This window comes from Staphylococcus edaphicus, from assembly GCF_002614725.1.
Classification (GTDB): Bacteria; Bacillota; Bacilli; order Staphylococcales; family Staphylococcaceae; genus Staphylococcus; species Staphylococcus edaphicus.
Genome location: NZ_MRZN01000017.1, coordinates 1 through 25,997, shown reverse-complemented (window position 1 = coordinate 25,997; position 25,997 = coordinate 1). Strand labels below are relative to the sequence as shown.

The following is a 25,997-nucleotide window of genomic DNA, read 5'->3' as shown; positions in this document are numbered from 1 at the left end:
TCATACTATAGCTTTCTCCCACATATCTGGAAAATGTTTGATTAATCAACAAAGTGACACTGAATATATAAAAATGACCAATCCGTTTCTTGAAGGATTGGTCATTTCATTATCTAGAAAAATATATCTATGATTAAACGATCATAAAATAATCTACATCGATATTAATCTTGGTTAACTTTAACAATTCTTGTATATTTTAAAAATTGTTCTGTATATTTTTGCTTAATATCATTTAAACGATCATATGTGACACCAACGATATGCCAGTTTGGATTAAAATGATAAAATGAATCTTTCTTTCTAGACCATTTTACCATTGAGCCATCTTTATTATATCGAGGTAATGTCATTTCATAACCTTCTAACACATTAATATATGTTTGGAAAATGTCAGGATCTATACGGTTAAAATTATCAATTACCAAATAGCTCTTATCTTTGCGTGGCATTAAATTCGTGATAAAACCTTCTCTATAATATAAAGCACCCGTCTCGTTTGGCAAATATTTACCATAAAGCATATCTTCTGTAAAGTCTGGATGTCCTGAGGTAATAACGGGATTCGCATTTGTTTTTTGTAGTAAATCTTCTGCAGCTTTTAATCCTTCGCCCTTATCAACGACGAGTAAAATAAATGGTTTTAAATCATCGGCTGGCTTATCTATGACACTTTCACTTTCAACAGCTTCAAATTGCGGTTTCAAGCCATCATTATTACTCATTTCTAATATAGACTCAAATTGAGTCTGTGACATGCTTGCAATCGCTTGTTTTGCGTTTTCTTGTAAGTAGTACAGATTTTTTAATTTAGGGTGCTTATTTAAGGTACCTAAAGACACAGGTTCTATTTCCTTTTCAAAATAAACTTCTATTGCTGTACTATTGGTTCTACCAGGTATTGGTGATTTTTCATGAATATGTTTACTCACTTCACCAATACCAATAACCGATTGATCCCGTTTTTTATTATAAAAGATCAATTGATCCCCTATTTCAAGTTGAGTATAAAAATGATAACCATTGCGTTTAATACCATTATACGTATGCGTATATATTGTATTATATGATTCAGGTTCAAATTCTTGTTCCTCTGCTAAAAAAAAGTATCTTGGTATTTTAGTTTGTCCTTTACCTAGGTTAACGATCAATTCAAATTCTTCTTTAGTAATTTGATTAAACAGTGTCTCTTTCATATTCCCCATTCTAAATTCTAACTGTTCACTTCTTTTTAAGTAATCTGCTGTTAGTGGCTTTAATTGTTCTTGCAATTGAAAATGAACACGAATTTTGTTTTGAGCACCAGTTTGTACACTTGTAATCTCACCAAATCCTAATAGACCAGTATCCATCTGCACTTGGTAAAAAATGACCTGGTCTCCAACCTTGGCCTGTTTAAATGAACGGAAACCTTGAGAAGGATTAAATTGTGCACCTGATTCAAATAATGTTGTTTGTCCAACCATTGGTTCGTTATGGTTCCAGCGATTATAACCGCAGTTTAACCAAAAATAACTTGTTTCCTCTGTCATTTAAATACTCCTTATCTCATATAAAAATTCTATTTTTCCTATTATATGCAAAATAATCTTATAGAACAAACATTACAATAGGTTAATTAATTTCATTGTGATTAAACTTGAAATAATAACAACAATCCACGTTGCTAAGCCTAATAATATAGGTTTAATTCCTGCTTGTCTAAATTGTTTGAAGTCCACATTCAATCCAATGCCTGCCATTGCCATTGTAATTAAAAATAACGACAATTGTTGAAAAATATTAATTACTGATGGTGAAAAATTGAAAATTGTACTTATTAAAGATGCTACGACAAACCAAACAATAAACCATGGAAATATTTTTACAATGGATGTGTTCGACTGTGTTTCTTGTTCTTTTTTAATGGTTCTATATGTAAAAAATAACACTACTGGAATAATCATCAATGTACGTGTCAATTTAACTACTGCACCTGTCTCCAATGCTGTTTTCCCATAAATAGAAGTCGCTGCAATGACACTTGATGTGTCATTTATTGCCGTGCCCCCAAAGTAGCCAAACGTTGTTTCTCCCATATGCATAATATGTCCAAGTGGTGGAAAAACGAATACGGCTATTAGATTAAATAAAAATATCGTTGAGATAGCAAATGCAACTTCGCTTTCCTTCGCTTTAATGACTGGACTCGTAGCGGCAATTGCTGAACCACCACATATTGAAGTCCCTACCCCTATCAATATACTTAAATGTTCATTAATATTAAATAGCTTCATTAATACATAAACGATAAAAAATGCCGCAAACAATGTTATAAATATAATAGGTAAAGATTTCCAACCGATGGCTCCAATGGAATGAAAGCTTAATGTAAATCCTAGCACCACTATGCTATAGTGCAATATTTTTTTACTACTAAAATTTATACCCGCTTCATATTTTTTAGGAATTGTTATTACATTATTTATCAAAATACCAATTATGATTGCAAAAATAGCACTACCAATAATAGGGAATTTACTACCCATAATTGTGGCTACCATTGCGATTACCAAAGTCATAACGATTCCTCTTGCTTTATCCAATCTTGCCACCTCCTATTTCAATACCATTTTAACATATTTCAATTGAGCTTAACCGTATAGATTCAAATGTATAGGGAACGATAAAATTAATTAAACGCATAACGTTAATGCTTTTATTTATGAATCAAACGCTTTCTATAATCACTTATAACTATCATAAAAAAAGTATCGTTTACGTTACCGTAAAGATACTGAATTTATACTTCATGAAGTTAATGTTAAAGCACCCATAATTGGCATGATATTAATTAACACACCACCAAATTTAAGCATACCACTTATTTCTTTATCTGGAATAGTAATCAATGCTGAGATGATACCAATCACTCCAAAAATCATTGGAATTACCATTGAAGGAAATATATCTGTCTTTAAAAATATGCCAGCACCAGACAATAGACCACATACTAATGAAATATATAAAAACTTAATCATTTTAAAGCACTCCTATTTATCTATCTATAAATAACTTACTATTAATTCAAATTGTCCTTCAAATATCGTATCAAGATCATCAGAAGTTAAAATAAAATTCTGTCCATGGACTAAATCAAATACTTCACCGTCGATAATGACCTGCCCTTCGCCTTTAAGTACTGATACTAGTACAAACTCCCTAGGCTTCATATAGTTTAATGTACCAGAAATATTCCACTTTACAATTGTGAAAAAGTCATTTGAGACAAGCTGTGTACGCTTGTGATTTTCTATAATTTCAGTATCTGTTGGGATATTGATACTTTCTTGCGAGAGTTCAATAACTTCTTTTGCTTTTACTTGATTTAATTCTCGTTTATCTCCAGATGCCTGAGCACGATCATAATCAAACAATCGATAAGTCACATCCGAGGATTGCATTGTTTCATAAACGAGAACGCCTGCACCAATAGAATGAATAGTACCAGCAGGTATAAAATAAAATTCTCCTGCCTTAACTTTTACTTTATTAAATATCGAATCATAATCCGCCTCATCTATCTTGTCGATGGCTGTTTCTTTCGATTGCGTATTTAATCCATATATAATTTCAGCATCTTCCTCAGCATCAATAATATACCAACATTCAGACTTACCATATTGACCATTTTCATTTTCATAAGCAAACGCATCATCAGGATGTACATGTATAGATAATGATTCTTTAGCATCTACTATTTTAGTCATTAAAGGGAATGCTTGACTTGGGAAATCACCAAATAATTCTCGATGCTCGTCCCATACTTGATCTAATGTTTGACCTTTATAGGGCTCATTTAAAATTTCACATTTGCCATTAGGATGTGCTGAAATACCCCAAACTTCCCCGATAGAATCACTGGGTAAATCATATCCAAATGCTTTTAATCTCTTGCCACCCCATATTTTTTCATGAAAAACTGGTTTTAAAAATAATGGCATTCTTCGCACCTCCACATTCTTAAGTTGTATTAGTAAGTTACTATATATATTATTTAAGTGTATTATTTTTATTTGTTTTCATCTTTTTAGAGAACTAGTGTGATTGTATCACATAATGACTGAGAGTATAAACGACAATACAGGTAGTTTACTATGCTAAAATCACTTGTTATTATATCAATGGCATTTTTAAATTGATAGTTTATTCTATTTCGCACAATCACATATTTATGTCTTTTTAATGAACTATTATATTATAGCTAGAAATTTTTCATATTAGCTCTTGTCAATTTCATATAATTAATTTTATAATTAATTATAGAGTTTTTGTAAACTCTATCTGTTTTTACATATAAGGTAATGTATTAATTATGATTATTTGAAAAAGTTGATTACTTTTTCAAATTAAAAATTTGCGATAAAGTCCAAACTTCATAAAAGTTTGGGCTTTTATATGTTTCTTATAAGGTACATTACTTTTTTACAAACTTGATATTATGACAACACGGTAAAAGTGCATTCTCATATTTACAAAGGAAATGACGCTTTTTTATTTTCTATTTATTGTTCTTTAAAGTTAGCTAGTATCGTGTCTTTGACTTCTAGTAGGTGCATTTGCATCGCTTTAACTGCTACTTCATCATCCCGCTTTAAAATTGCATGATAAATAACTTCATGTTCTTCAAGTAACTTAGTCATTGTTTTTTGCTTGTTATAAATAAATATTTTTCTAGTTTCTTCCATTGAGTTTTGCATTAACTCTGAAATATTATTTAACAATTCTACCAGTAAAGTATTTTGTGCTGCATTAGCAATAGCAAGGTGAAACGCCAAGTCTGCTTTCTCACCTGAAGTCCCATCAGTCACTGCTTCACTCATCACTTTTAGCGCTTTTTTTAATTGGCTCAAGTCATTTTCATTGCGGTATCGAGCCGCGTTGGCAACTGTTGCACTTTCTACAATTTCTCTTAATTCTAATAACTCTTTTATTTGCTCTAGTGAATTAAATTTATCTCCAAGTTCAAAAAAAGTAGGTTCTAATTGCTTAACAAAAGTCCCATACCCCTGCTTCATCTCTATAATCCCTATCGTTCTAAGTGCATTCAGTGCTTCTCTAACCGACGCTATACTCACACCAAATTGCTTACTCAGGTTTTGTATAGAAGGTAGTTTATCACCAACTTGATACGCTTCAGATTTAATATTTTCTAAAATGATATCTGCGACTTGTTCATATATTTTCTGGTTTGAAATATTCATATTAACCTCCAAACGATATCTTTTATTGTATCAAATTTTCACACATAAATTACGTGAAAAGCCAATTATTTCCAACAAAAAAAGAACCAATTTACACCATCATGTAAATTGGTTCTTTTATGGCACTATTTTTTAAACTGTGCTAGGGCTTCTTTAATTGGCATTTCGCCATTCGCAATTTGAAATTCAGTATTTATATAGTTATCTGTATCAAGCACTTCTTTTATCACTAAAGCAACGTCTTCGCGAGAAATGGATCGTCTATCGTCAAAAAATGCTTTGGCTTCAATTTTATGCGTAGCTGGATCATTTAACAGTGCGCCTGGATGTACAATTGTGTATCCTAAATTCGCTTGTTTAAGATATTCATCTGCATAATGTTTGGCAATTGTGTAAGGTTTTAAATCTCCACTTGCATCAAATGCTTCTCTTCTTGAATCATAAGTTGACACCATAACATATTGTTTCACTTGGTTTGCTTCACTAGCTTTCATCGTTTTTATAGCACCATCTAAATCGACGCTTATTGTCTTATCCGCGCCAGTGCTACCACCTGAACCAACAGAAAATACTACTTTATCGAATCCTTTAAGTTTGTCCGTTAACGATTCAATATCATCTGCTTCAACATCTATTAAAGTAGCTTTAACACCTTGTTCTTCTAAAGCTTGTACTTGTTCTTTTTTTCTCACACCCGCAACGAATGACTCGCCACTATCTTTTAGTTGCTTTACTAAATAGTGACCCACGCCACCATTTGCACCTATAACTAATGTATTCATTATATAGCCTCCTTCAATAAAATCTTAAATTAACTTTACCACTTTTGCTTATATTTAAAACTATTGTGCTTAGAGCGTTGACTTTTAAACAAAATCATATTAATATATGAACAAATGTTCATATATTAATTAACGAAATGAGGATTAACTTATATGGAGTCATCATTAAACGAACAAACGCTTGAACGTGTTACTGAAATTTTCAAAGCTTTAAGTGACGGCAATAGACTGCGCGTAATGCACCTTTTAATTCAAAATGAGTGCAGTGTAGGTCACATAGCACACACACTTAATTTAAGCCAATCTAATGTGTCTCATCAATTACGCATTCTTAAACAAGCACATTTAGTAAAATCAAATCGCAATGGACAATCTATGATTTATCGAATAGACGATTCACATGTGACTACTTTAATCAAACAAGCAATACATCATGCTACACACTAACAATTACTGAAAGGTGGATATATATGTCAGAACATCATGAACATAATCATGCTCATGGCCATGTACACACTAACAATAAAAAAATCTTACTTATAAGCTTTTTTATAATTGGAAGCTTTATGATTGTAGAAATCATTGGTGGCTTTTTAGCAAATAGTTTAGCTTTACTTTCAGATGGATTACACATGTTTAGTGATGCGATATCGCTTGGTGTCGCGCTTCTTGCCTTTATCTATGCTGAAAAGCATGCAAATAAAAATAAAACCTTCGGCTATAAGCGCTTTGAAATTTTAGCAGCACTATTTAACGGAATTACACTGTTTGTCATTGGGATACTAATCATAATTGAGGCTATCGGAAGATTTTTCAATCCAGTAGACGTACAATCCACTGAAATGTTTGTCATCAGCGTTGTTGGTCTGATTGTAAATATCATTGTAGCTTTATTGATGTTTAGAGGTGGCGATACATCTCATAACATTAATATGCGCGGTGCTTTCTTACATGTTATGGGGGACCTTTTAGGCTCTGTTGGCGCAATTATCGCTGCGATACTCATATGGTCTTTAAATTTAACTATAGCTGACCCAATCGCTAGTATACTAGTTTCATTATTAATAATTAAAAGCAGTTGGGGAATCACAAAATCTTCCATAAATATTTTAATGGAAGGTACGCCATCAGATGTAAAAATGTCCAAAGTAATCACTGCTATCAAAGATGAAGAAGCTATTGAAAGTATACATGATTGTCATATATGGACGATTTCTAATGAATTAAATGCACTAAGTTGCCATGCTGTAGTTCCACATGAAATGTCAGTCGCGCAAAGTGAGAAATTATTGAATAAACTAGAACATAAGCTACACCACTTGAATATTCAACACATGACAATACAATTAGAAACAAATGATCATCAACATGACGATGAGATGTTATGTTCATCCATTTATAAATCATCTGCCCATGAACACACGCACGAACATTAAATTTAAAACTAAAGTTAACATTATAAATTAATAAATGCGAGCGTACGCAATCATATTGGATTTGTACGCTCGCATTTTTAACTTTATGACACGTTATTATAATCTGACTGATAATCATAGTATATCATCTTCTGAATAACTTTAACTAAATCTCTACAAATCAGACATTATTGTCCTTAGTCTAAATCATAAATTTATATAAATTTATCAAAAATGAGTGCTTTAGCTGGAACTTGCTTTTCGTCAAATCCTCTAATAAATTCTTCATTGTCATATGGTATTTTCACACGCTCAATTGAAAATTCATTCTCATCTATAGTCACAATACCATAAACTGCATAGGCGCCATTATTAAGACCTACTGAGCCAGGATTAAAATAAACCGTAGATTTATCATCATATAAGTGAACCGTGTGATTGTGGCCAAATACAATTAAATCTGCTTGTTTGTCTTCAAACAATGCTTTTATGTTCTCTTCACTTGGTTCAACAATTGGACTAAAAGGTTGGCCGTCAATTGGCGTAGTTAATTGATCATTCGGTATTTCATAATGTATGAACAATACTTTTTTATGATTAAATGTTTTTTCAATTACGCGTGGCAACGCATTTAGTCTATCGTAATAGTCTTCATCTAAATGACTTTCAATCCATTGATGATGTTCATAAAATTTGTCTTTTAAGTCTGCAGGATAAGGCGTATCATTTACAATTGACATCACCGCTTCATCATGATTACCTGCAATGATTTCCATATCATCTCTATCAAAAATTTCATCTAGTACTTTATTCGTTTCATGCCCAACCCCAATATTATCACCAAGGTTAAATATTTTATTGATATCTTCTCGTCTATCAATATCATCCAAAACAGTTTCTAATGCATCAAAATTGCCATGAACATCAGTAATTATTGCAAATTTCATGATGATATCTCCTTTCAACTTTTTACTCATTAGGACATTTTAACATTTTATTGCTATTTTTGTACCTATTAATTTTAAAATCCTCAAATTTTTGATATCGTATGTTTATCACTAAAAAGGAGTGCTTAAAATTTGTTTAAATTTCATAAATTAGCATTAAATCATGCCAAACCCCAAAATGCTAAAATTTTAATGTTCACAATTGTAAGTTTTATAATATTATTTGCTTTAACCGTTCTAACATTTATGCCAGTTCAACCTGCTATTTATAAAATGTTAATGTCAATGGCTATGCAACAACCTATCGGTGGTGCAATATTCTCACTTGTACTTGCATTGCTTATACCATTAATCGTATTTATATTTATAGGTTACCCATTAATTGCTGGAACTATCTACACTATAGACAAAGCTATAAATAAAGACAAGGTGAATTTCAAAGATTTACTTTCTACTTTTAAAAAAGGTAGATATTTGAAAGGCTTAAAATTGTCTTTAATAACTTTAATATTTGTTATTTTAGCGATTTTAATAAATCTAGTAGTTTCAAAAGTACTTAATTTAGGAGTAGTTCAATTATTCTCAGCGTTGCAAGGGTCATTAAGTAGTTCTGACCACGCACTTGGATTTTCACTTACTTATCAAATTATCGCTGCAACACTTATTTTATTTATCCAATCATTCATATACTGGTTCTTTGCTATTATTACAATAAACTATACATTAGCATTTGTTAAAGAACCTAGTAATGGTGCATGGTCTTCAGTAAAACAAGGATTTAAAGGCATTAAAAATGGTAAGAAAACATGGTTCAAATTCTATCTCGGTTTACTATTATTGAATTTACTTGTAATCTTGCTCGCAAATCCAATTAGTCAATTGGTTTCAATATTTACTGGTAGCATGTCACAAACAATTGCTACAGTCATTACGTACATCGTAATTGTGATTGTCATCATTGTTAGATTAATCATCTACTACACAAATATTTTAGCAATCATTCAATACTATAATCGTAATGGCGAAAGAATAGAATCAAGTAGCTCTAAAAAATCTAAACGAAATAACAGTGCTACACTATCAAGCCAAAAATCAAAAGTAAACAGCAGTGTCTCAAACACAACAGAAAAAACAACTTCGAACGTCACTGACAAATCAGAGGAATTGCAAGATAAAGTCAAAGATGAAACTACAGATTTAAAAAACAACTTAAACAACAAGGAAAAGTAATATATTTTGTGAATAAAATCATATAAACACAAAGCGTCCGAGGCATTTATTGATGTCTCGGACGCTTTTATTTATATTGGTTCTAGTAAGCAAAAAGCTACTATCTTTTTACTTTGTCATCTTTGGCTTCTGCGAATACGAAATTATTTGTTAAATTATACTTCTCATCGTTCCCATTTTTAATCATTCAAGAATTGTGCTTTTAAATAACGTGCTGCCCCGTTGTCTTCATTTGTATAATCGGTCACTTCTTTAGCTAAAGCTTGAATTTCAGGTCTTGCATTCTTCATAGCAACCGTGTGGTGCCCAAATGCAAACATTGCTCTATCATTGTCACTATCTCCAATAACTAGAGTTTCTTGTTGCGAAATTTCAAAGTACTCTATCATTTCTTTAATGCCTGTGCCCTTATCAATCTTATATGCCATCGTTTCTGCATTACAGCGTGAAGAATTAGAAACACTAATCTGCAAATCATGCTGATCTTCTAATAATTTATTTCTAAAGTTTGTGATTTTTTCAATATCCGGTGAAAATAAATAGATTTTTGAAAATGCTTTATCAGGTATGCTTGTTTTCCAATCTACTTTATCTATAAGCGATGATTTACGGGAAGACCACTCGGAAACACCAACTTCATCAGGTGGCGTTTCTGATTTGAATAATGCTTTTGCCCATTCTTGATCTTCTTGTAAAACAATACGGTTACTATCAAAGGGAAATACCTCATAATAAATCTCCTGTTGTTGCGCGCGTTTTACAATATCAATTACAGTATGATATGACAAACTGTGCTGAAATATGACGCTATTCTCTACCATTCCTAATGTACCGTTTGAACTAATAATCCCATCGACTGCAAATGTTTTAGGAACCAGATAATGTATTTCATTATGTGCTCGACCTGTTGCTAGAAATACTTTAAATCCTTTTTCTCTTAATTGTTGAATAACCTCAGTAGTTTCTAGGTCAACACGATTATCTTTATGTAAAATTGTTCCATCCATATCTAAAAATATTGCTTTTACCTTATTCATTTTTCTATAATCCTCCATCACGTATTATTATATTAAATTATGGCATTATCTAAGAAATTGTGCAATTTACCCATGGTTCATAAATAGCGCGTAGCGTTGGTTTTGATATAATACCTGCACGCTTCTATTGAAAAAGTCACTCATTATATCGCTTTTCAATATATGTTGAATGTCACCTTGTTTATAATTCTTACCTTTTTTCAGTAAAAAACCTTTTTGTATATCAGTAGTAATTTCTTCAATAAAGTGTGTCACATATATAACAGCTAATTTAGGATATTGTTGGTATAATTTTTCTAATGATTGTAATAAATCTTCTCGCGATATAAAATCTAAACCGGATGCTGGTTCATCTAAAATAAGTAATTTAGGATTACCCATTAATGCACGTGCTATAAGTACTTTTTGACGTTCTCCTGTAGATAAATAACCAAAATATTGTGTTTCAAATTCATGCATCCCCATTTGCTGTAAATAGTGTTGAGCTAATTCAATATGCTGTGGCTCAATTTTTTTAAATATACCTATAGATTTAAATATACCGCTAATAACAACATCTCTCACTGTTTCCCCATCTTGAAAGCGATCCATTAAACTGTTTGAAACAAAGCCAATATGATCTCTGACCGTTTCTGCAGAATACCCTATTTTTCCTGGTTGCATACCAAATAGTGTCATCGTTCCCGATGTATTAGGTTCATAAGCATTTAATATGTTAAGTAAAGTGGTCTTACCAGCACCATTCAAACCATAGAGCATCCATTTTTCCCCTTCATTAATTCGCCAACTTACATTTTCAATTATTTCTTTACCTTGTTTTCTTCGTGAAATATTTTTCAAATCAATTAACATATTTTTCCCCTTTTCCGATGACACGTACTTTTATAACCTTGTTATTCCAAAGTCATTTAAGTGCTATAATTTTTGTCTAAATATTTTTTCCAATACTTGGCCTTTAGCTAATTCATCTACCATTTTATCTAAATACCTAATTTCTTTCATTATGGATGCATCCATATCCTCAACACGAACACCACAGATCATACCTGTTATCTTTGTTCTATCTGGGTTTAAGTTAGGAGCTTCATTAATAAAAGTTTCATAATCGGTACCATCTTCAACTTTATCGTTAAGCTCTGACTGTGAATAACCTGTCATCCATTTTATAATTTTATCCACTTCTTCCTTTGATCTATGCTTTTTTTCCACTTTTTTTATTAATAAATCATAAACCTTTCCAAAAGCTATAGTATAAATTTTGGGTTTTGTCATTATTTTATACACCTTTCCTTAATTTTTAAATGTAATTGTTCTACTTAGCACATTAAATTTTCTATATTGTTGAAAATATATCACTTTCCTGGTAAATAAAAAATTACAGCGCTAATGGTCTTAATTTTTTATTTCTAGTAGTCGCTTCATCGCAGTGTGTTCTTTGTCTGATAAATCAACGAGTATGTCTGAAGCTTTTTTTAAATAAGCTTTATCTTGTGTTTCTCCAGCAAATTTAATTAATTTTATCACTTCATCCCACAAAATAACTATTTCTGAAAATAGCTGGTATGCTCTGTCTAATGCACTATCTTTGATTAATAATTTAGCTTCTTCAAGAAAGGATAGCTACATTTTTCTAAACAATGCACCACCAGTCCCGCCGTTTTCCATTAAATTGGCAGTAAGTAATAAATCATTTTGAATGTTTGAACTTCTTTCGAACCATGTTTGTATTTTATCACTTGTTTTCTTTATACCTTTATATCCTATATTTTTAATTGGCGGATTTAAATAATCTTGTGCATTCTTATGTATAGCTTTTACTATGACTTCTTTCAAGTCTGGTAAAGATTGGCTTTGTTTAATCGTGTAAGAAAGATTTTTAGATGACATCGGTCCTTTAGCATTTCTAGCTTGTGCTAAGTGTTCTAACGTCGCCTTTACAACACTGCCCTGTTGCTTTGTATCAAACAAATAGGCATAGGTGTCATCATAACCATACATAGCTACATAATGCCCTGCAAAATGAACTTTACTCGAAAAATAATCTAAATAATAACTGTCTAATTTTAAACCAACTGGGTGCCCATTATCTAGCGATTTTTCGACATTTTTCCAAGCTTTTTTAACGGATGTAGTTTCTTCTAAAAAAATTTCTAAATTCAAATTTTTCACAATATTATTCGTTAAATAATCTGGTTTAATACGTCCACCGAGAAATGGAAAAGCCATGTTTTTCATATCCCAATAAATATATCCAAGTCCTTCTCCGATACCAAATAGCATCGGTTCGGATAACTCTATTCCAATATGCTTTAATAATGTACCAGTCGCTGTAGTTTCACAATGGTCGCCATAAAAATAATTAAATTCACTATCCATCATTTTGTTTTCCCTTCTATGTATGATTTCTTTACTAATGAAATAGATTCTCCCAATTGTTTATTATAACTTCTTTGAATGTAACATTTTTTTATTAAAAAGATTCATAAATAAAGTTGTTCTTTGAAACTTATCAATCACTAAAAATTATAAATAAAAAGCTGAGACATCAAAATGTCTCAGCTCAATCTAAATTATACATTTATTCAACTGTTACTGATTTAGCTAAGTTACGTGGTTTATCCACATCTAAGTCTCTGTGTAATGCAGCATAGTATGAAATTAATTGTAATGCAACTACAGAAACTAATGGTGTTAACAGTTCATGAACATGTGGAATGACGTATGAATCTCCATCTTTATTCAAGCCATCCATTGAAATAATACATGGGTTCGCGCCACGTGCAACAACTTCTTTTACGTTACCACGAATAGATAAATTTACTTTTTCTTGCGTAGCGAGTGCAATAATTGGTGTACCTTCTTCAATTAATGCAATCGTACCATGTTTTAATTCGCCACCAGCAAATCCTTCTGCTTGGATATAAGAAATTTCTTTAAGTTTCAATGCGCCTTCTAAACTTACATTATAATCTCCAGTACGTCCTATGAAGAAAGCATTTCTTGTTGTTCTTAAGAAATCTGTAGCGATTTGTTCCATAATATCTGCATCATCAACAATTGATTCAATTGCAGTTGTTACTTTTGCTAATTCACGTAATAAACTTACATCTACATCTCTACCGTGCTCTTTGGCAACAATTTGTGACAATATGGATAATACTGCGATTTGTGCTGTATAGGCTTTAGTAGAAGCAACTGCGATTTCAGGACCGGCATGTAGCAATAAAGTATGATTAGATTCGCGTGATAATGTTGAACCAGCTACATTCGTAATTGTTAATGACTTGTGGCCTAAACGGTTTGTTTCAACAAGAACGGCACGACTATCTGCTGTTTCACCTGATTGAGAAATATAGATAAATAATGGCTTTTCAGAAAGTAAAGGCGTATTATACACAAACTCAGAAGAAACATGTACTTCCGTTGGTACGCCTGCCCACTTTTCAATAAATTCTTTACCAACTAAACCAGCATGATAGCTTGTACCTGCTGCAATAATATAAATACGATCCGCTTCTGCAACATCTTTAACGACTTCTGGATCCATTTTTAAGTTACCATCTTCATCTTGGTATTCTTGAATAATACGACGCATAACGGCTGGTTGTTCATGTATTTCTTTTAACATATAGTGATCATAAACACCTTTTTCAGCATCAGCCGCATCAATCTGTGCTGTATAGGCTTCTCTTTCCTGAACTTGACCCTCTTGATCTTTGATAATCACTTCTTCACGTTTAACAATAACAATCTCGTGGTCATGTATTTCTTTATAGCGATTTGTAACTTGTAACATAGCTATGGCATCTGAAGCAATAACGTTAAAATCATCGCCAACACCAATTAATAATGGTGATTTATTTTTTGCTACATAAATAGTATCTTTATCTTCGTTATCAGTTAGCCCTAAAGCATATGATCCATCTAATAATGACACAACTTTTGTAAATGCTTCTTCTGTATTAAGACCTTTATTAGAAAAATATTCAACAAGTTGTACAATGACTTCTGTATCTGTTTCAGAAATAAATGAAACATCTGATAAATATTCGTTTCTTAACTCTTCATAATTTTCAATAACACCATTGTGAACTAACGTAAAACGCTCCGTCGTTGATTGATGCGGATGTGAATTTTCATAGTTAGGTACGCCATGCGTCGCCCAACGCGTATGACCAATCCCAACAGTACCGTCTGTAGCTTCGCTATCTGCAACTTTTCTTAATTCTGCGATACGGCCTTTTGCTTTAAATACAGACGTACCTTCATCATTTACTACCGCTACCCCAGCAGAGTCATAACCTCTATATTCTAATTTTTCTAAACCTTTTAATAATAATTCTTTGGCATTATCATGCCCAATATATCCAACAATTCCACACATTTTAAATTTTCCTCCAGTTTAATGATGAAGAGATAATTGAACTTCTAGCGAATTCGAACCTGTTCAATTTAATATAAACCATCATAGACAGACTTATCCCTATATTCATTCTATAGAAATTGAAAATCTCTTGATAGCAATGGTTATCTCATTCACCTTATATTCTTTATATTTAGTTTTGGCTATCTTATTAACTTTGTGCACCAGGTTACCCTAATGTTTTCCTTAATAAGCTTACGAATGAGCCACATCCGGGATAGCATCCGCCGATGGTTCGATAACTATCCTCCTCGTCTACAAGCTTCGATAATGATGTCTATTAAGATTTCTGTTATAAACCTTAAATTACTAACACATAACCTCTTCACTTGTACAGGCGCTTTAATTGAACTTTTGCTTAAACTGTCCTCCTTTCTTTCAATACTGTTAATTGTACAATGTCCTTAACACTGAATGCAAATATTTTATTAACAATAAATTTACAAAGTGACTTATAAATATCAAACTAATTATCCTAAGTATGATTATCTTTATGATGCACCATTATATATTCTCAAAATTGTCAAAAACACTGTGCCAAATTTGAAATTACTTTATATTGTTTATTCAATAATGCACCACTACAATTAAGTTATAAATAAAAAAGAAAAAGAGGTGCAATACTATGTCACAAACAGAAACTAATGAAAACAATGGGCTGGGACGTAAAGTTCAATCTTTCGGGTCATTTTTAAGTAGTATGATAATGCCGAATATTGGCGCATTTATCGCATGGGGCTTTATCGCTGCCATATTTATCGACGGCGGTTGGTGGCCTAATAAAGATTTAAGTGAATTAGCTGGGCCAATGATTTCATACTTAATTCCTTTGCTAATTGCATATAGCGGTGGTCGCCTAATACATGAAATGCGCGGCGGTATTATTGCTGCTGTTGCAACTATGGGTGTTATCGTAGCATTACCTGAAACACCAATGTTACTTGGTGCTATGATTATGGGGCCACTGGTTGGTTGGTTAATGAAAAAAACAGATGAATTTATTCAACCTAGAACACCACAAGGTTTTGAGATGTTGTTCAATAACTTCTCAGCTGGTATCTTAGGATTTATCATGACAATTGTAGGATTTAAAATCTTAGCACCAATTATGCAATTTATAATGCACATTTTATCAATCGCTGTTGAAGCATTAGTGCATGCACATTTACTTCCATTAGTAAGTATTATTGTAGAACCTGCTAAAATAGTATTTTTAAATAATGCAATTAATCATGGTGTATTTACACCACTTGGTGCAGATCAAGCAGCTACTGCAGGACAATCTATTTTATACACAATTGAATCTAATCCTGGACCTGGTTTAGGTATTTTAGTTGCTTATATGATTTTTGGTAAAGGGACAGCTAAAGCAACATCTTATGGTGCAGGTATTATTCATTTCTTAGGTGGGATACACGAAATTTATTTCCCATACGTATTAATGCGTCCTTTATTATTCATTGCTGTTATCTTAGGTGGAATGACTGGCGTTGCAACTTATTCATTAGTTGATTTCGGTTTCAAGAGCCCTGCCTCACCTGGCTCATTCATCGTATACATGTTAAACGCACCTAAGGGTGAATTCTTACACATGGTTCTCGGTGTTTTATTAGCTGCCATTGTTTCATTTGTTGTTGCGGCGCTTATTTTGAAGTTCACAAAAGAGCCAGAAGAAGACCTAGAAGCTGCTACTGAAAAAATGGAAGCTTCAAAAGGGAAAAAATCAAGTGTATCTTCTAAGTTAAAAGGGAATGAAGATAGTAGTAAGGTTTCAACAACTGGTGCTACGGCTTCTACTTCAGATAATGATGAAGCCCAATCTGAGGACGAACTATTAGATAATTATGATACTGAAAATGTAGATGCACACGACTATAGCAAAGTTAATCATGTTATATTTGCATGTGACGCTGGTATGGGTTCAAGTGCTATGGGTGCAAGCATGTTACGTAATAAATTCAAAAAAGCAGGTATTCAAGATGTAGATGTGACTAATACTGCAATCAATCAATTACCTAGCGATGCACAACTTGTTATCACTCAGAAGAAACTTACTGACAGAGCAATTAAACAAGTTCCAAATGCAATCCATATCTCTGTAGATAATTTCTTAAACTCTCCAAGATATGATGAATTACTTGAAAATCTTAAATAATAAATAATCACTATATAGGACAATACTGGAGGGTATGGCTATGTTTTTGAGTACACGTGAAAAAGAAATTATCGAAATGTTAATTAAATATCACGGTCAATATGTCACGATTTATGACATTGCTCAAAACTTGGCTGTATCCTCTCGTACTATTCATAGAGAATTAAAATCGATTGAAGCTTTTTTATCTCATTTCGAAATTGTTCTCGACCGTGTCACAAAGAAAGGCATTCAACTCAATACGAGTGAAGCTGCATTATCATCATTGAAACACGCATTATTACATGAAAATACGATAGATTTATCCCAAGAGGAACAAAAAGTAATTATTTTATATGCATTAATTCAGGCTAACACCCCTATTAAACAATATGGTTTAGCACAAGAAATTGGGGTTTCAAATCAAACATTAACAAAACTTTTAGATGAACTTGAGTCTGAACTTGATTTATATCAATTACGTTTAAAGAAAAAACGCGGTGAAGGTATTCAATTGCTTGGTGCTGAATCTAAAAAACGTGAGTTATTAAGTCAATTAATGGTCAATAACCTTAACAGTACTAGTGTTTATTCTGTTATTGAAAATCATTTCGTATATCAATCTATTAATCAATCTCAATTAGCCATGGTCGATATGGATAAGATTTTCCAAATCGAACGAATTTTGATGGATCATCTTGGCCAATTGCCTTACTCATTGACCGAATCAAGTTATTTAACGCTAACCGTGCATATTGTCTTAAGTATCGACCGAATGTTAAATGGCCAGTATGTCGCATTAAATAATGATATTTATCAAAGTGTCAAATATTCCTTTGAACACGAAATAGCTCAAGCCTTGGCACTGCATCTCGAACATATATATGGTGTTCAGTTTAATCCAGCGGAAGTTACGTTTATTACGATTCATCTTCGAGGTGCTAAACGTAAAGATTCTGTAGAAGCAATTAAAGACAGTAAAGATGAATCAAAAATAGAAAAATTCATACAATCCGTAACCCATTTTTCACAGCAAACGTTTAAAGATACCGAAACATTAAGCGAAGGTTTAAAATTGCATATTATTCCAGCTATTAATAGATTAAATGCCAACATTGAAACATATAATCCTTTAACTGAAATGATAAAACACAAATACCCTAGATTATTTGAAAGTGTCCATCGGGCCTTACTTCAAAATTGGCCAAATTTTTCATTTCCGGATAGTGAAATAGCATTTATCGTATTACACTTCGGAGGTGCAATTCAAAGCCAAGGTGCTCACTTATACAATGTCCTTGTGGTCTGTAGTAGTGGTATTGGTACAAGCCGATTACTGGCTACTCGACTTCAACAGACTTTTAGTGAAATTCAAAAAACAACACAAGCATCAGTTGGAGACCTAAAAGAAATGGATACCTCCCAATTTGATGCCATTATTTCTACTGTAGATATTGATATAGCAACACCGTATATTACGGTAAATCCTCTACTACCTGATTCAGATATCAATCATGTTGCTGCTTTCTTAAATACTCAGCAACATCAACTGAAGTATCAACCAATTCAACAAACAGATCAAAATATTTTAAATCCAGATGATAAGCTGAACTATATTAGAAAAGGATTAGAGATAATCGACTCAGTAAATATTGACTACACAGCAGTTTCAGATTTGACTAATTACTTAACATCAACATTAATATCTCATCAAATTATTACGGATGGTACGTCATTCGCTGATCTTATTAAGCAACACATGGATAGACAAGGGTTTGTTTTAGAACCCTACCCTATCGCTATACCTCATTTGAAAAATGAAATTATCAAAAAACCTTTCATTCTTATAACGATTTTAAATGAGCCTATCGTGCTTAAAAGTAATCAAAATGACAATCAAACCGTGACATATTTATTAAATATGTTTGTACCACCAGATGATATTATGTCTCAATTGGTTAGTGATATATCTGGAAAATTGGTAGAACACCTTGATAATATTGACGGATTTATGGAAAAACCCGAACAACTTCAAGACTTATTGAAACAAAGTTATCTTATACAATTACAAAATCTATTAAATACGGAGTGAAGAACATGAGTGAATTATTTAGTAATGAAAACATTTTTATTAACCAATCTATTAAGGATCAAAATGAAGCAATTGAAAAAGCAGGTAACGCCCTAGTATCTAGCGGTGCAGTTACAGAAGATTATATCCAAGCAATGAAAGACCGTGAACAACTAGTATCTACATTTATGGGGAATGCTTTAGCTATTCCACACGGTACGGATGACGCAAAAACAAGTGTCTTAAAATCTGGCTTAACGTTAATTCAAATTCCTGATGGTGTTGATTGGGAAGGAGAAGAGGTTAAAGTCGTTGTAGGTATTGCCGGAAAAGATGGCGAACATTTAGATTTACTTTCTAAAATTGCAATTACATTTAGTGAAGAAGAAAATGTCGAACGCATTATTAATGCTTCTTCTGCAGAAGAAATTAAACAAGTCTTTGAGGAGGCTGAAGCATAATGAAAGCATTACACTTTGGCGCAGGTAATATCGGACGTGGCTTTATCGGTTATATTCTAGCAGATAACGATGTGAAAGTTACTTTTGCAGATGTAAACGCAGATATAATAAATGCTTTAGACGAACAACAGCAATATGATGTCATTTTAGCTGATGAATCGAAAACAACGACACGTGTGCATAATGTCGATGCAATTAATTCAGGTGGTCCATCTGAAAGCCTAAAACAAGCTGTATTAGAAGCAGATTTAATTACAACTGCTGTAGGTGTCAACATCTTACCTATTATTGCAAAATCATTTGCATCTTATTTAAAAGAAAAAGAAAAACCCGTTAATATTGTAGCTTGTGAAAATGCAATAATGGCAACTAACACATTGAAAAATGCAATATTAGATATTACTGGTCCATTAGGTGATCATATACACTTTGCTAATTCTGCCGTCGATCGTATTGTACCTATGCAAACAAATGAAAATCTTTTGGATGTTGTAGTTGAACCATTTTATGAATGGGTAATCGAAAAAGATGCTTGGTTCGGCCCTGAATTAAATCACATAAAATATGTTGAGAATTTAACGCCATACATTGAACGTAAACTGCTTACAGTTAACACTGGTCACGCTTACCTTGCATATGCAGGAAGGTATTATGGTCAACCAACAGTATTAGATGCTGTTAATGATGCCAATATTAGACATGGTTTAGAAAATGTTTTAAAAGAAACAAGTCAATACATTACCACACAATTTGATTTTACAGAAAGTGAACAAGCACAATATGTTGATAAAATTATTGATCGTTTCAAAAACCCAAATTTATCAGATGAAGTAACACGGGTTGGACGTGGCACATTACGTAAGATTGGTCCTCAAGATAGAATTATCAAACCATTATCATATTTATATCAAAATAATCTAAAACACGATGCTTTAGTTAAAACTGCAGCTTTATTATTAAAATATGAAGATACAAATGACCAAGAAACCGTTGAAAAAAATGAGTACATCCATCAACATGGCGTTGAAGCTTTCTTAAAAGCATTTGCTAAAACAGATGATCAATTAACTTCAGAAATTGTAAAAGAATATAACGTCTTGTAAACCTTATTAATTAAAATAAAGCACTGATAGACTTAAATAAGCCTATCAGTGCTTTTTACATTTTAAAATATATTATTTGTCTAGTCCCATTTTATCTTGGACTACTTCAGCAATTGTATTTGCATATCTCTGCGCGTCTTCATCTGTTGCTGCTTCAACCATTACGCGAACAAGTGGCTCTGTGCCAGAAGGTCTAACTAAGATACGACCCTCACCATTCATTTCTACTTCAACTTTAGTCATTATTTCTTGTACATCAATATTCTCTTCAACACGATATTTATCAGTCACACGAACATTAACTAATGATTGAGGATATTTTTTCATTTGACTTGTAAGCTGACTCAAGCTTTTTCCAGTCATTTTAATTATACTTGCGAGTTGGACACCAGTGAGTAGACCATCGCCAGTAGTATTATAATCCATCAATACAATATGACCTGACTGTTCTCCACCTAAATTATAGTTACCTCTTCTCATCTCTTCAACGACATAACGATCTCCAACTTTAGTTTTGTTTGATTGGATACCTTCATGTTCAAGTGCTTTATAGAAACCTAAATTACTCATGACTGTAGATACAATCATGTTATGATTTAATTCTTGGTTCTTGCTCATTGCCTGACCAATAATAAACATAATTTGGTCTCCATCAACAATATTACCTTTTTCATCGATTGCAATGAGCCTATCTCCATCACCATCAAAGGCTAACCCAAAATCACAATCAGATTCTACAACCACTTTAGCTAACGATTCAGGGTGCGTAGAGCCTACATCTTGATTAATATTATAACCGTTTGGATTACATCCTATTGTTACCGTGTCAGCTTCTAAATCACCGAATAAAAACGGCGCCAGAGATGATGTAGAACCATGAGCACCATCAAGTGCGATTTTCATTCCCTCTAAATCAACATCTACAGTTGATTTTAAATAACTAATATATTTTTGTGCACCTTCAAAATAATCTGAGTAATGTATAATGTCTTCACCAACTGGTCTAGGTAAGTCGGGATTTTCTTGATCCAATAATACTTCAATTTCTTGTTCTTGATCATCTGATAATTTAAAACCATCAGAACCAAAGAATTTAATACCATTATCAGGCACTGGATTATGAGAAGCTGAAATCATTACACCTAAGTCAGCTTCCATTTCTCGAGTTAAATAAGCTACACCTGGAGTAGAAATAACACCCAAGCGCATGACTTCTGCACCAATTGAAATTAAACCTGCAATTAAAGCAGATTCTAGCATTTCGCCTGATACACGTGTATCCCTACCAACTAGTACTTTAGGATGCTTTTCTCCTTCATTGTGCGCTAAAACATAGCCACCGTAGCGTCCTAACTTAAACGCAAGTTCTGGCGTTAATTCTTTGTTTGCAACGCCCCTTACGCCGTCTGTACCAAAATATTTTGCCATTATATATATATCTCCTTTATTAAAAAATCTATTTAACTGTAATTTTTGCAGTAGTGTCTTTTGGACTAACTTTCGTTACTTTATCTGGAACTTCGAAATCAACTTTTTTCTCTGTAGAATCTGAAATTCCATCTAAATTAATATTTGCTGTAATTTCATTGATATCTTCTAAATCGTTTTTATTACCATAGATTTCAACTTCATTATCATCTAATTTAATATTTTGAATTTCTTGTCCATTTGAAAGCGAACCAATAGATTTCGTTTTAACTTTTACCTTTTTACTATAATCCTCAACTTTAACACTTAAATTAACTTCGTTAGGATCTATTGAAACATCAATTTTATTTAAGTTTCTATCGAATGCTGTGATTTTTGCAACGTCTGTGGTATCTTTTGAAACTTTACTTTTGTTTTTATAAGTTGCTTTTAAATAAGCAATTTTATCAAGTTGATTTTGACCACCGGTAACTTTTACTGTGTTAGGTGAAACGCTTTGTTCACTTATTTTATAGTTAGCGTTTAAGTCATTATTACTCACATCTGCTTCAACATTAAATGTTTTATTTACTTTTTCTTCAAGTGAAACTGTGGTTTCTTTAGGTTTCACTTTGTAATCAATATCTTTATTTAATCCGTTCACTTGAAATTGTGCTGTATGTTTACCTGCTTTTTCATCACTAAGATCCAATACTGCTCTTATATTTTCCCCATTTTCTGCTTTTAACACTTGTGATTGTGGGCCAGATATTTCTACATCCACTTTATTTGGAACATCACTTGCATAAAGTTCTTTGCTATTATATTTCACTTGCACTGGTACATCTTGAATGGTTTCTGATGATTTTTGACTTAAATTATCAGCATCAAAAATATTACCAAACATGTTATTGGCTGATAGGAAAAATAAAACTGCTAACATAAGCGCAATTAATCTTAAACCCCATTTGCTTTCTAACATCTTAATTCACACCTTTCTGATGAAAGTGTGTGCCAAACCAATGTTCAGCTAATAATTCTTCAAAAGCTTCATTTGAGATATCTTTTCTCAATTTGCCATCAAAAGTGACGGAAATTGAGCCTGTTTCTTCAGAAACAATTACGGTAAAAGCATCTGATACTTCTGAAATACCTACTGCCGCTCTATGTCTTGTACCTAAACTTTTGGCTATTTTTGCACTATCAGACAGCGGTAAATAACTCGCTGCACTTGCAATTTTATTACCTTGAATAATCATTGCGCCGTCGTGTAACGGAGTATTGGGTATAAATACATTCGTTAATAATTCTTGTGATATTTCTGAATTCATCGGTATACCTGTTTCAATATAATCCTGTAATCCTGTTTCATTTTCAAAAACAATTAAAGCACCAATACGACGTTTTGCCATATACTGTACTGCTTTTGATACAGATGATATGAGTTTACCTTCATCACTATTTAAATTCGTTGAATATCGCTTAAATAAACTGCCCCGACCAAGTTGTTCTAAGGCACGTCTGATTTCTGGCTGGAATATTACAATCAATGCTAATACACCCCATTGAATAACTAAATCAAATAATCGGGATGTTGCTGTTAAATTCAGCATTTTACTCAATTGTTGACCAATCACTATAACTACAATACCTTTTAATAGTTGAATGGCTTTGGTACCTTTAAAAACTGTAATCAGAAGATAAAGTACATACCATACTATGAGTAAGTCAAGTACACTAGCAATAATTTTAACTGTACTCCAGTCGTCAAAAAAGTTGGATAAATCCATAACATCTCCTCCGGTTAACTGTTACCATGTTATCTATTATACCAATCATAACACTAACTGTCATATTTAGTATTTAATTTTTTAGCCAAAATAAATAAAAACTGATGTAAAAGTATTCTACATCAGTTTTCCTCTAATATTTATAATAAAGTTTCCCCGAAGAAACTACCTACTAAACCAACTGCCTGTTCTGCTGTATCATTATTATGATCAATCAATGGATTGACTTCGACTAAATCCATTGAAGTTACTAAGTTGGAATTATGAAGCATTTCTAAAGCAAAATGACTTTCTCGATATGTAAGTCCTCCCAATACTCTTGTGCCCGTGCCCGGCGTCTCAATCGGATCTAAAGCATCAACATCTAGAGATAGGTGAATGCCATCTGTTTTCTCTTTTAGATAATCTAATGTTTCTTCCATTACTTGCTTAATACCAAATCTATCTACTTCAGCCATCGTATATGTTTTAATATTATGTTCCTTTATATAACGTCGTTCGCCTTCATCTAAATCTCTCATACCAATCAGTACAATATGCTCTGGCTTTACTTTTGGTGCATAATTTGAAATATTGACTAACCTTTCGTCACCATCTCCAGCGAGTACTCTCAAAGGCATACCATGTATATTACCTGAAGGTGATTCTTCTGGGACATTTAAATCTCCATGAGCATCATACCAAATAACACCTAGGTTTTCATAGTGCTTACTCACTCCTGAAATAGAGCCAATCGCTATTGAATGATCCCCACCTAACGTTAATGGGAAATGATTATTTTCTATACTATTAGAAACAGCATGACTCAATAACTCTGATGTTTCAATGATTTCTTCTAAATTTCGTAAACCTTGTTGTTCCGAATTGAATTTTTTTAAATCAATTTCTGGTAATTTTATGTTACCAGAGTCCTTTACACTTAACCCAATTGCCTCAATTCTTTCGACTATACCTGCATAACGTATTGCATCTGGCCCAAGATTCACCCCAAGTTTTCTTTGACCAAATGTGGATGGTGCCCCTATAATTTCTACTATTTTATTCATCTATAAAACCCCTTTGTTATTATCTTGTTAATAGAATAATCTAAAGCGTTTTAGTTTTCAAGCTTGTTAATGTTACGCTTTCATCGATTGAATTTTATTTTACATATAAAACCACTTTACTGGTTTATCATTCAATAAATTGACTGGTTTTACACTATTCAGATATTTTCTGACTAGAATTATGTATAAAGAAAAAATTATTAATTTAATTTTCATAAATGCAAATATTTGTTCATAACAAAAAAACACTTCTCATACGAGAAGTGTTTAAAAAGTGAGCCATAGTGGGCTCGAACCACTGACCCTCTGATTAAAAGTCAGATGCTCTACCAACTGAGCTAATGGCTCTAATGGCTGGGCTAGCTGGATTCGAACCAGCGCGTGATGGAGTCAAAGTCCATTGCCTTACCGCTTGGCTATAGCCCATTCATGGTGGAGGGGGGCAGATTCGAACTGCCGAACCCGAAGGAGCGGATTTACAGTCCGCCGCGTTTAGCCACTTCGCTACCCCTCCAAGCTATTCAATTAAAAATGGTGGAGAATGACGGGTTCGAACCGCCGACCCTCTGCTTGTAAGGCAGATGCTCTCCCAGCTGAGCTAATTCTCCAAATATGTAATGACCCCGACGGGACTCGAACCCGTGTTACCGCCGTGAAAGGGCGGTGTCTTAACCGCTTGACCACGGGGCCATAATGGCTCCACAGGTAGGACTCGAACCTACGACCGATCGGTTAACAGCCGATAGCTCTACCACTGAGCTACTGTGGAATAATTTAATTGCCTGGCAACGTCCTACTCTTGCGGAACGTAAGTCCGACTACCATCGGCGCTAAGGAGCTTAACTTCTGTGTTCGGCATGGGAACAGGTGTGACCTCCTTGCCATTGTCACCAGACAATGAAATGTAT

The 25,997-nt window shown here is 32.9% G+C and carries 22 protein-coding genes, 6 tRNA genes, 1 rRNA gene and 1 pseudogene; 7 read left to right on the top strand and 23 right to left on the bottom strand.

What is annotated here, in order from left to right:
* Window positions 1–164 precede the first annotated feature (164 nt).
* The 6 genes from BTJ66_RS10040 to BTJ66_RS10015 all read right to left on the bottom strand — a co-directional run bounded on the left by BTJ66_RS10040 (window position 165) and on the right by BTJ66_RS10015 (window position 6,025).
* On the bottom strand, window positions 165–1,532 hold the full coding sequence (locus BTJ66_RS10040) for an EVE domain-containing protein (protein WP_099090825.1): 1,368 nt from the start codon (window positions 1,530–1,532) through the stop codon (window positions 165–167).
* A gap of 72 nt (window positions 1,533–1,604) precedes the next feature.
* Complete coding sequence (locus BTJ66_RS10035; protein WP_099090824.1) at window positions 1,605–2,585, bottom strand: YeiH family protein; 981 nt, start codon at window positions 2,583–2,585, stop codon at window positions 1,605–1,607.
* Between the two features lie 204 nt (window positions 2,586–2,789).
* Window positions 2,790–3,020 (bottom strand): hypothetical protein, encoded by a 231-nt coding sequence (locus BTJ66_RS10030; RefSeq protein WP_099090823.1) that lies wholly within the window; start codon window positions 3,018–3,020, stop codon window positions 2,790–2,792.
* 24 nt (window positions 3,021–3,044) lie between these two features.
* Window positions 3,045–3,983 (bottom strand): type I phosphomannose isomerase catalytic subunit, encoded by a 939-nt coding sequence (locus BTJ66_RS10025; protein WP_099090822.1) that lies wholly within the window; start codon window positions 3,981–3,983, stop codon window positions 3,045–3,047.
* 561 nt (window positions 3,984–4,544) lie between these two features.
* Window positions 4,545–5,243 carry a FadR/GntR family transcriptional regulator gene (locus BTJ66_RS10020; RefSeq protein WP_099090821.1) on the bottom strand — a complete coding sequence of 233 codons (699 nt, stop codon included), beginning with the start codon at window positions 5,241–5,243 and terminating at the stop codon, window positions 4,545–4,547.
* Window positions 5,244–5,368: 125 nt separating this feature from the next.
* On the bottom strand, window positions 5,369–6,025 hold the full coding sequence (locus BTJ66_RS10015; RefSeq protein WP_099090820.1) for an SDR family oxidoreductase: 657 nt from the start codon (window positions 6,023–6,025) through the stop codon (window positions 5,369–5,371).
* Window positions 6,026–6,178: 153 nt separating this feature from the next.
* Here BTJ66_RS10015 and BTJ66_RS10010 point away from each other — a divergent pair, with 153 nt between their 5' ends.
* Window positions 6,179–6,472, top strand: a complete 294-nt coding sequence (locus BTJ66_RS10010; RefSeq protein WP_099090819.1) for an ArsR/SmtB family transcription factor — start codon at window positions 6,179–6,181, stop codon at window positions 6,470–6,472.
* Window positions 6,473–6,495: 23 nt separating this feature from the next.
* Window positions 6,496–7,461 carry a CDF family zinc efflux transporter CzrB gene (gene czrB / locus BTJ66_RS10005; RefSeq protein ID WP_099090818.1) on the top strand — a complete coding sequence of 322 codons (966 nt, stop codon included), beginning with the start codon at window positions 6,496–6,498 and terminating at the stop codon, window positions 7,459–7,461.
* 194 nt (window positions 7,462–7,655) lie between these two features.
* Here the strand turns inward: czrB and BTJ66_RS10000 are convergent, their stop codons facing one another.
* Complete coding sequence (locus tag BTJ66_RS10000) at window positions 7,656–8,387, bottom strand: metallophosphoesterase family protein (RefSeq protein ID WP_099090817.1); 732 nt, start codon at window positions 8,385–8,387, stop codon at window positions 7,656–7,658.
* A gap of 132 nt (window positions 8,388–8,519) precedes the next feature.
* On the opposite strand from BTJ66_RS10000, the gene BTJ66_RS09995 reads away from it, so the two are divergent.
* Window positions 8,520–9,617, top strand: coding sequence for a hypothetical protein (locus tag BTJ66_RS09995; RefSeq protein WP_099090816.1), 1,098 nt, complete (start codon window positions 8,520–8,522; stop codon window positions 9,615–9,617).
* Between the two features lie 179 nt (window positions 9,618–9,796).
* On the opposite strand, the gene BTJ66_RS09990 is transcribed toward BTJ66_RS09995, so the two are convergent.
* The 5 genes and pseudogenes from BTJ66_RS09990 to glmS all read right to left on the bottom strand — a co-directional run bounded on the left by BTJ66_RS09990 (window position 9,797) and on the right by glmS (window position 15,038).
* The gene (locus BTJ66_RS09990) at window positions 9,797–10,654 is read right to left on the bottom strand and encodes an HAD family hydrolase (RefSeq protein WP_099090815.1); all 858 of its coding nucleotides are present in this window, start codon (window positions 10,652–10,654) and stop codon (window positions 9,797–9,799) included.
* A gap of 66 nt (window positions 10,655–10,720) precedes the next feature.
* Entirely contained in the window at window positions 10,721–11,506 is a 786-nt protein-coding gene (locus BTJ66_RS09985; RefSeq protein ID WP_099090814.1) for an ABC transporter ATP-binding protein, read from the bottom strand.
* A gap of 63 nt (window positions 11,507–11,569) precedes the next feature.
* Window positions 11,570–11,926, bottom strand: coding sequence for a DUF2200 domain-containing protein (locus BTJ66_RS09980; RefSeq protein WP_099090813.1), 357 nt, complete (start codon window positions 11,924–11,926; stop codon window positions 11,570–11,572).
* A 120-nt stretch (window positions 11,927–12,046) separates the two neighbouring features.
* A pseudogene (locus tag BTJ66_RS09975) lies at window positions 12,047–13,030 on the bottom strand (BtrH N-terminal domain-containing protein).
* A gap of 202 nt (window positions 13,031–13,232) precedes the next feature.
* Entirely contained in the window at window positions 13,233–15,038 is a 1,806-nt protein-coding gene (gene glmS / locus BTJ66_RS09970) for a glutamine--fructose-6-phosphate transaminase (isomerizing) (RefSeq protein WP_099090812.1), read from the bottom strand.
* Between the two features lie 664 nt (window positions 15,039–15,702).
* Here glmS and BTJ66_RS09965 point away from each other — a divergent pair.
* Genes BTJ66_RS09965 through BTJ66_RS09950 form a run of 4 tightly spaced genes read left to right on the top strand, consistent with a single transcriptional unit; the run spans window position 15,703 to window position 20,846 of the window.
* On the top strand, window positions 15,703–17,232 hold the full coding sequence (locus tag BTJ66_RS09965) for a PTS mannitol transporter subunit IIBC (RefSeq protein WP_099090811.1): 1,530 nt from the start codon (window positions 15,703–15,705) through the stop codon (window positions 17,230–17,232).
* A gap of 40 nt (window positions 17,233–17,272) precedes the next feature.
* Complete coding sequence (locus BTJ66_RS09960; protein ID WP_099090810.1) at window positions 17,273–19,303, top strand: BglG family transcription antiterminator; 2,031 nt, start codon at window positions 17,273–17,275, stop codon at window positions 19,301–19,303.
* Window positions 19,304–19,308: 5 nt separating this feature from the next.
* The gene (locus BTJ66_RS09955) at window positions 19,309–19,743 is read left to right on the top strand and encodes a PTS mannitol transporter subunit IIA (protein ID WP_099090809.1); all 435 of its coding nucleotides are present in this window, start codon (window positions 19,309–19,311) and stop codon (window positions 19,741–19,743) included.
* Window positions 19,743–20,846: a mannitol-1-phosphate 5-dehydrogenase gene (locus BTJ66_RS09950; protein ID WP_099090808.1), complete on the top strand. Its 1,104-nt coding sequence runs from the start codon at window positions 19,743–19,745 to the stop codon at window positions 20,844–20,846. Before BTJ66_RS09955 ends, BTJ66_RS09950 begins: the two co-directional genes overlap by 1 nt.
* Before the next feature lie 72 nt (window positions 20,847–20,918).
* Here BTJ66_RS09950 and glmM read toward each other — a convergent pair whose 3' ends face one another.
* The 11 genes from glmM to rrf form a co-directional block, all read right to left on the bottom strand.
* Entirely contained in the window at window positions 20,919–22,274 is a 1,356-nt protein-coding gene (gene glmM, locus BTJ66_RS09945) for a phosphoglucosamine mutase (RefSeq protein WP_099090807.1), read from the bottom strand.
* 28 nt (window positions 22,275–22,302) lie between these two features.
* Window positions 22,303–23,235 carry a CdaR family protein gene (locus tag BTJ66_RS09940; protein ID WP_099090806.1) on the bottom strand — a complete coding sequence of 311 codons (933 nt, stop codon included), beginning with the start codon at window positions 23,233–23,235 and terminating at the stop codon, window positions 22,303–22,305.
* A 1-nt stretch (window position 23,236) separates the two neighbouring features.
* Entirely contained in the window at window positions 23,237–24,043 is an 807-nt protein-coding gene (gene cdaA / locus BTJ66_RS09935) for a diadenylate cyclase CdaA (protein WP_099090805.1), read from the bottom strand.
* Between the two features lie 140 nt (window positions 24,044–24,183).
* On the bottom strand, window positions 24,184–25,089 hold the full coding sequence (rocF, locus tag BTJ66_RS09930) for an arginase (protein ID WP_099090804.1): 906 nt from the start codon (window positions 25,087–25,089) through the stop codon (window positions 24,184–24,186).
* Between the two features lie 275 nt (window positions 25,090–25,364).
* A tRNA-Lys gene (locus BTJ66_RS09925) sits at window positions 25,365–25,437 on the bottom strand.
* A gap of 3 nt (window positions 25,438–25,440) precedes the next feature.
* Window positions 25,441–25,515 (bottom strand) — tRNA-Gln (locus BTJ66_RS09920).
* Window positions 25,516–25,519: 4 nt separating this feature from the next.
* Window positions 25,520–25,603, bottom strand: a tRNA-Tyr gene (locus BTJ66_RS09915).
* A gap of 18 nt (window positions 25,604–25,621) precedes the next feature.
* Window positions 25,622–25,697, bottom strand: a tRNA-Val gene (locus BTJ66_RS09910).
* A gap of 10 nt (window positions 25,698–25,707) precedes the next feature.
* A tRNA-Glu gene (locus BTJ66_RS09905) sits at window positions 25,708–25,779 on the bottom strand.
* A 4-nt stretch (window positions 25,780–25,783) separates the two neighbouring features.
* Window positions 25,784–25,858 (bottom strand) — tRNA-Asn (locus tag BTJ66_RS09900).
* Window positions 25,859–25,869: 11 nt separating this feature from the next.
* Window positions 25,870–25,984 (bottom strand): 5S ribosomal RNA (gene rrf / locus BTJ66_RS09895).
* Window positions 25,985–25,997: the final 13 nt, after the last annotated feature.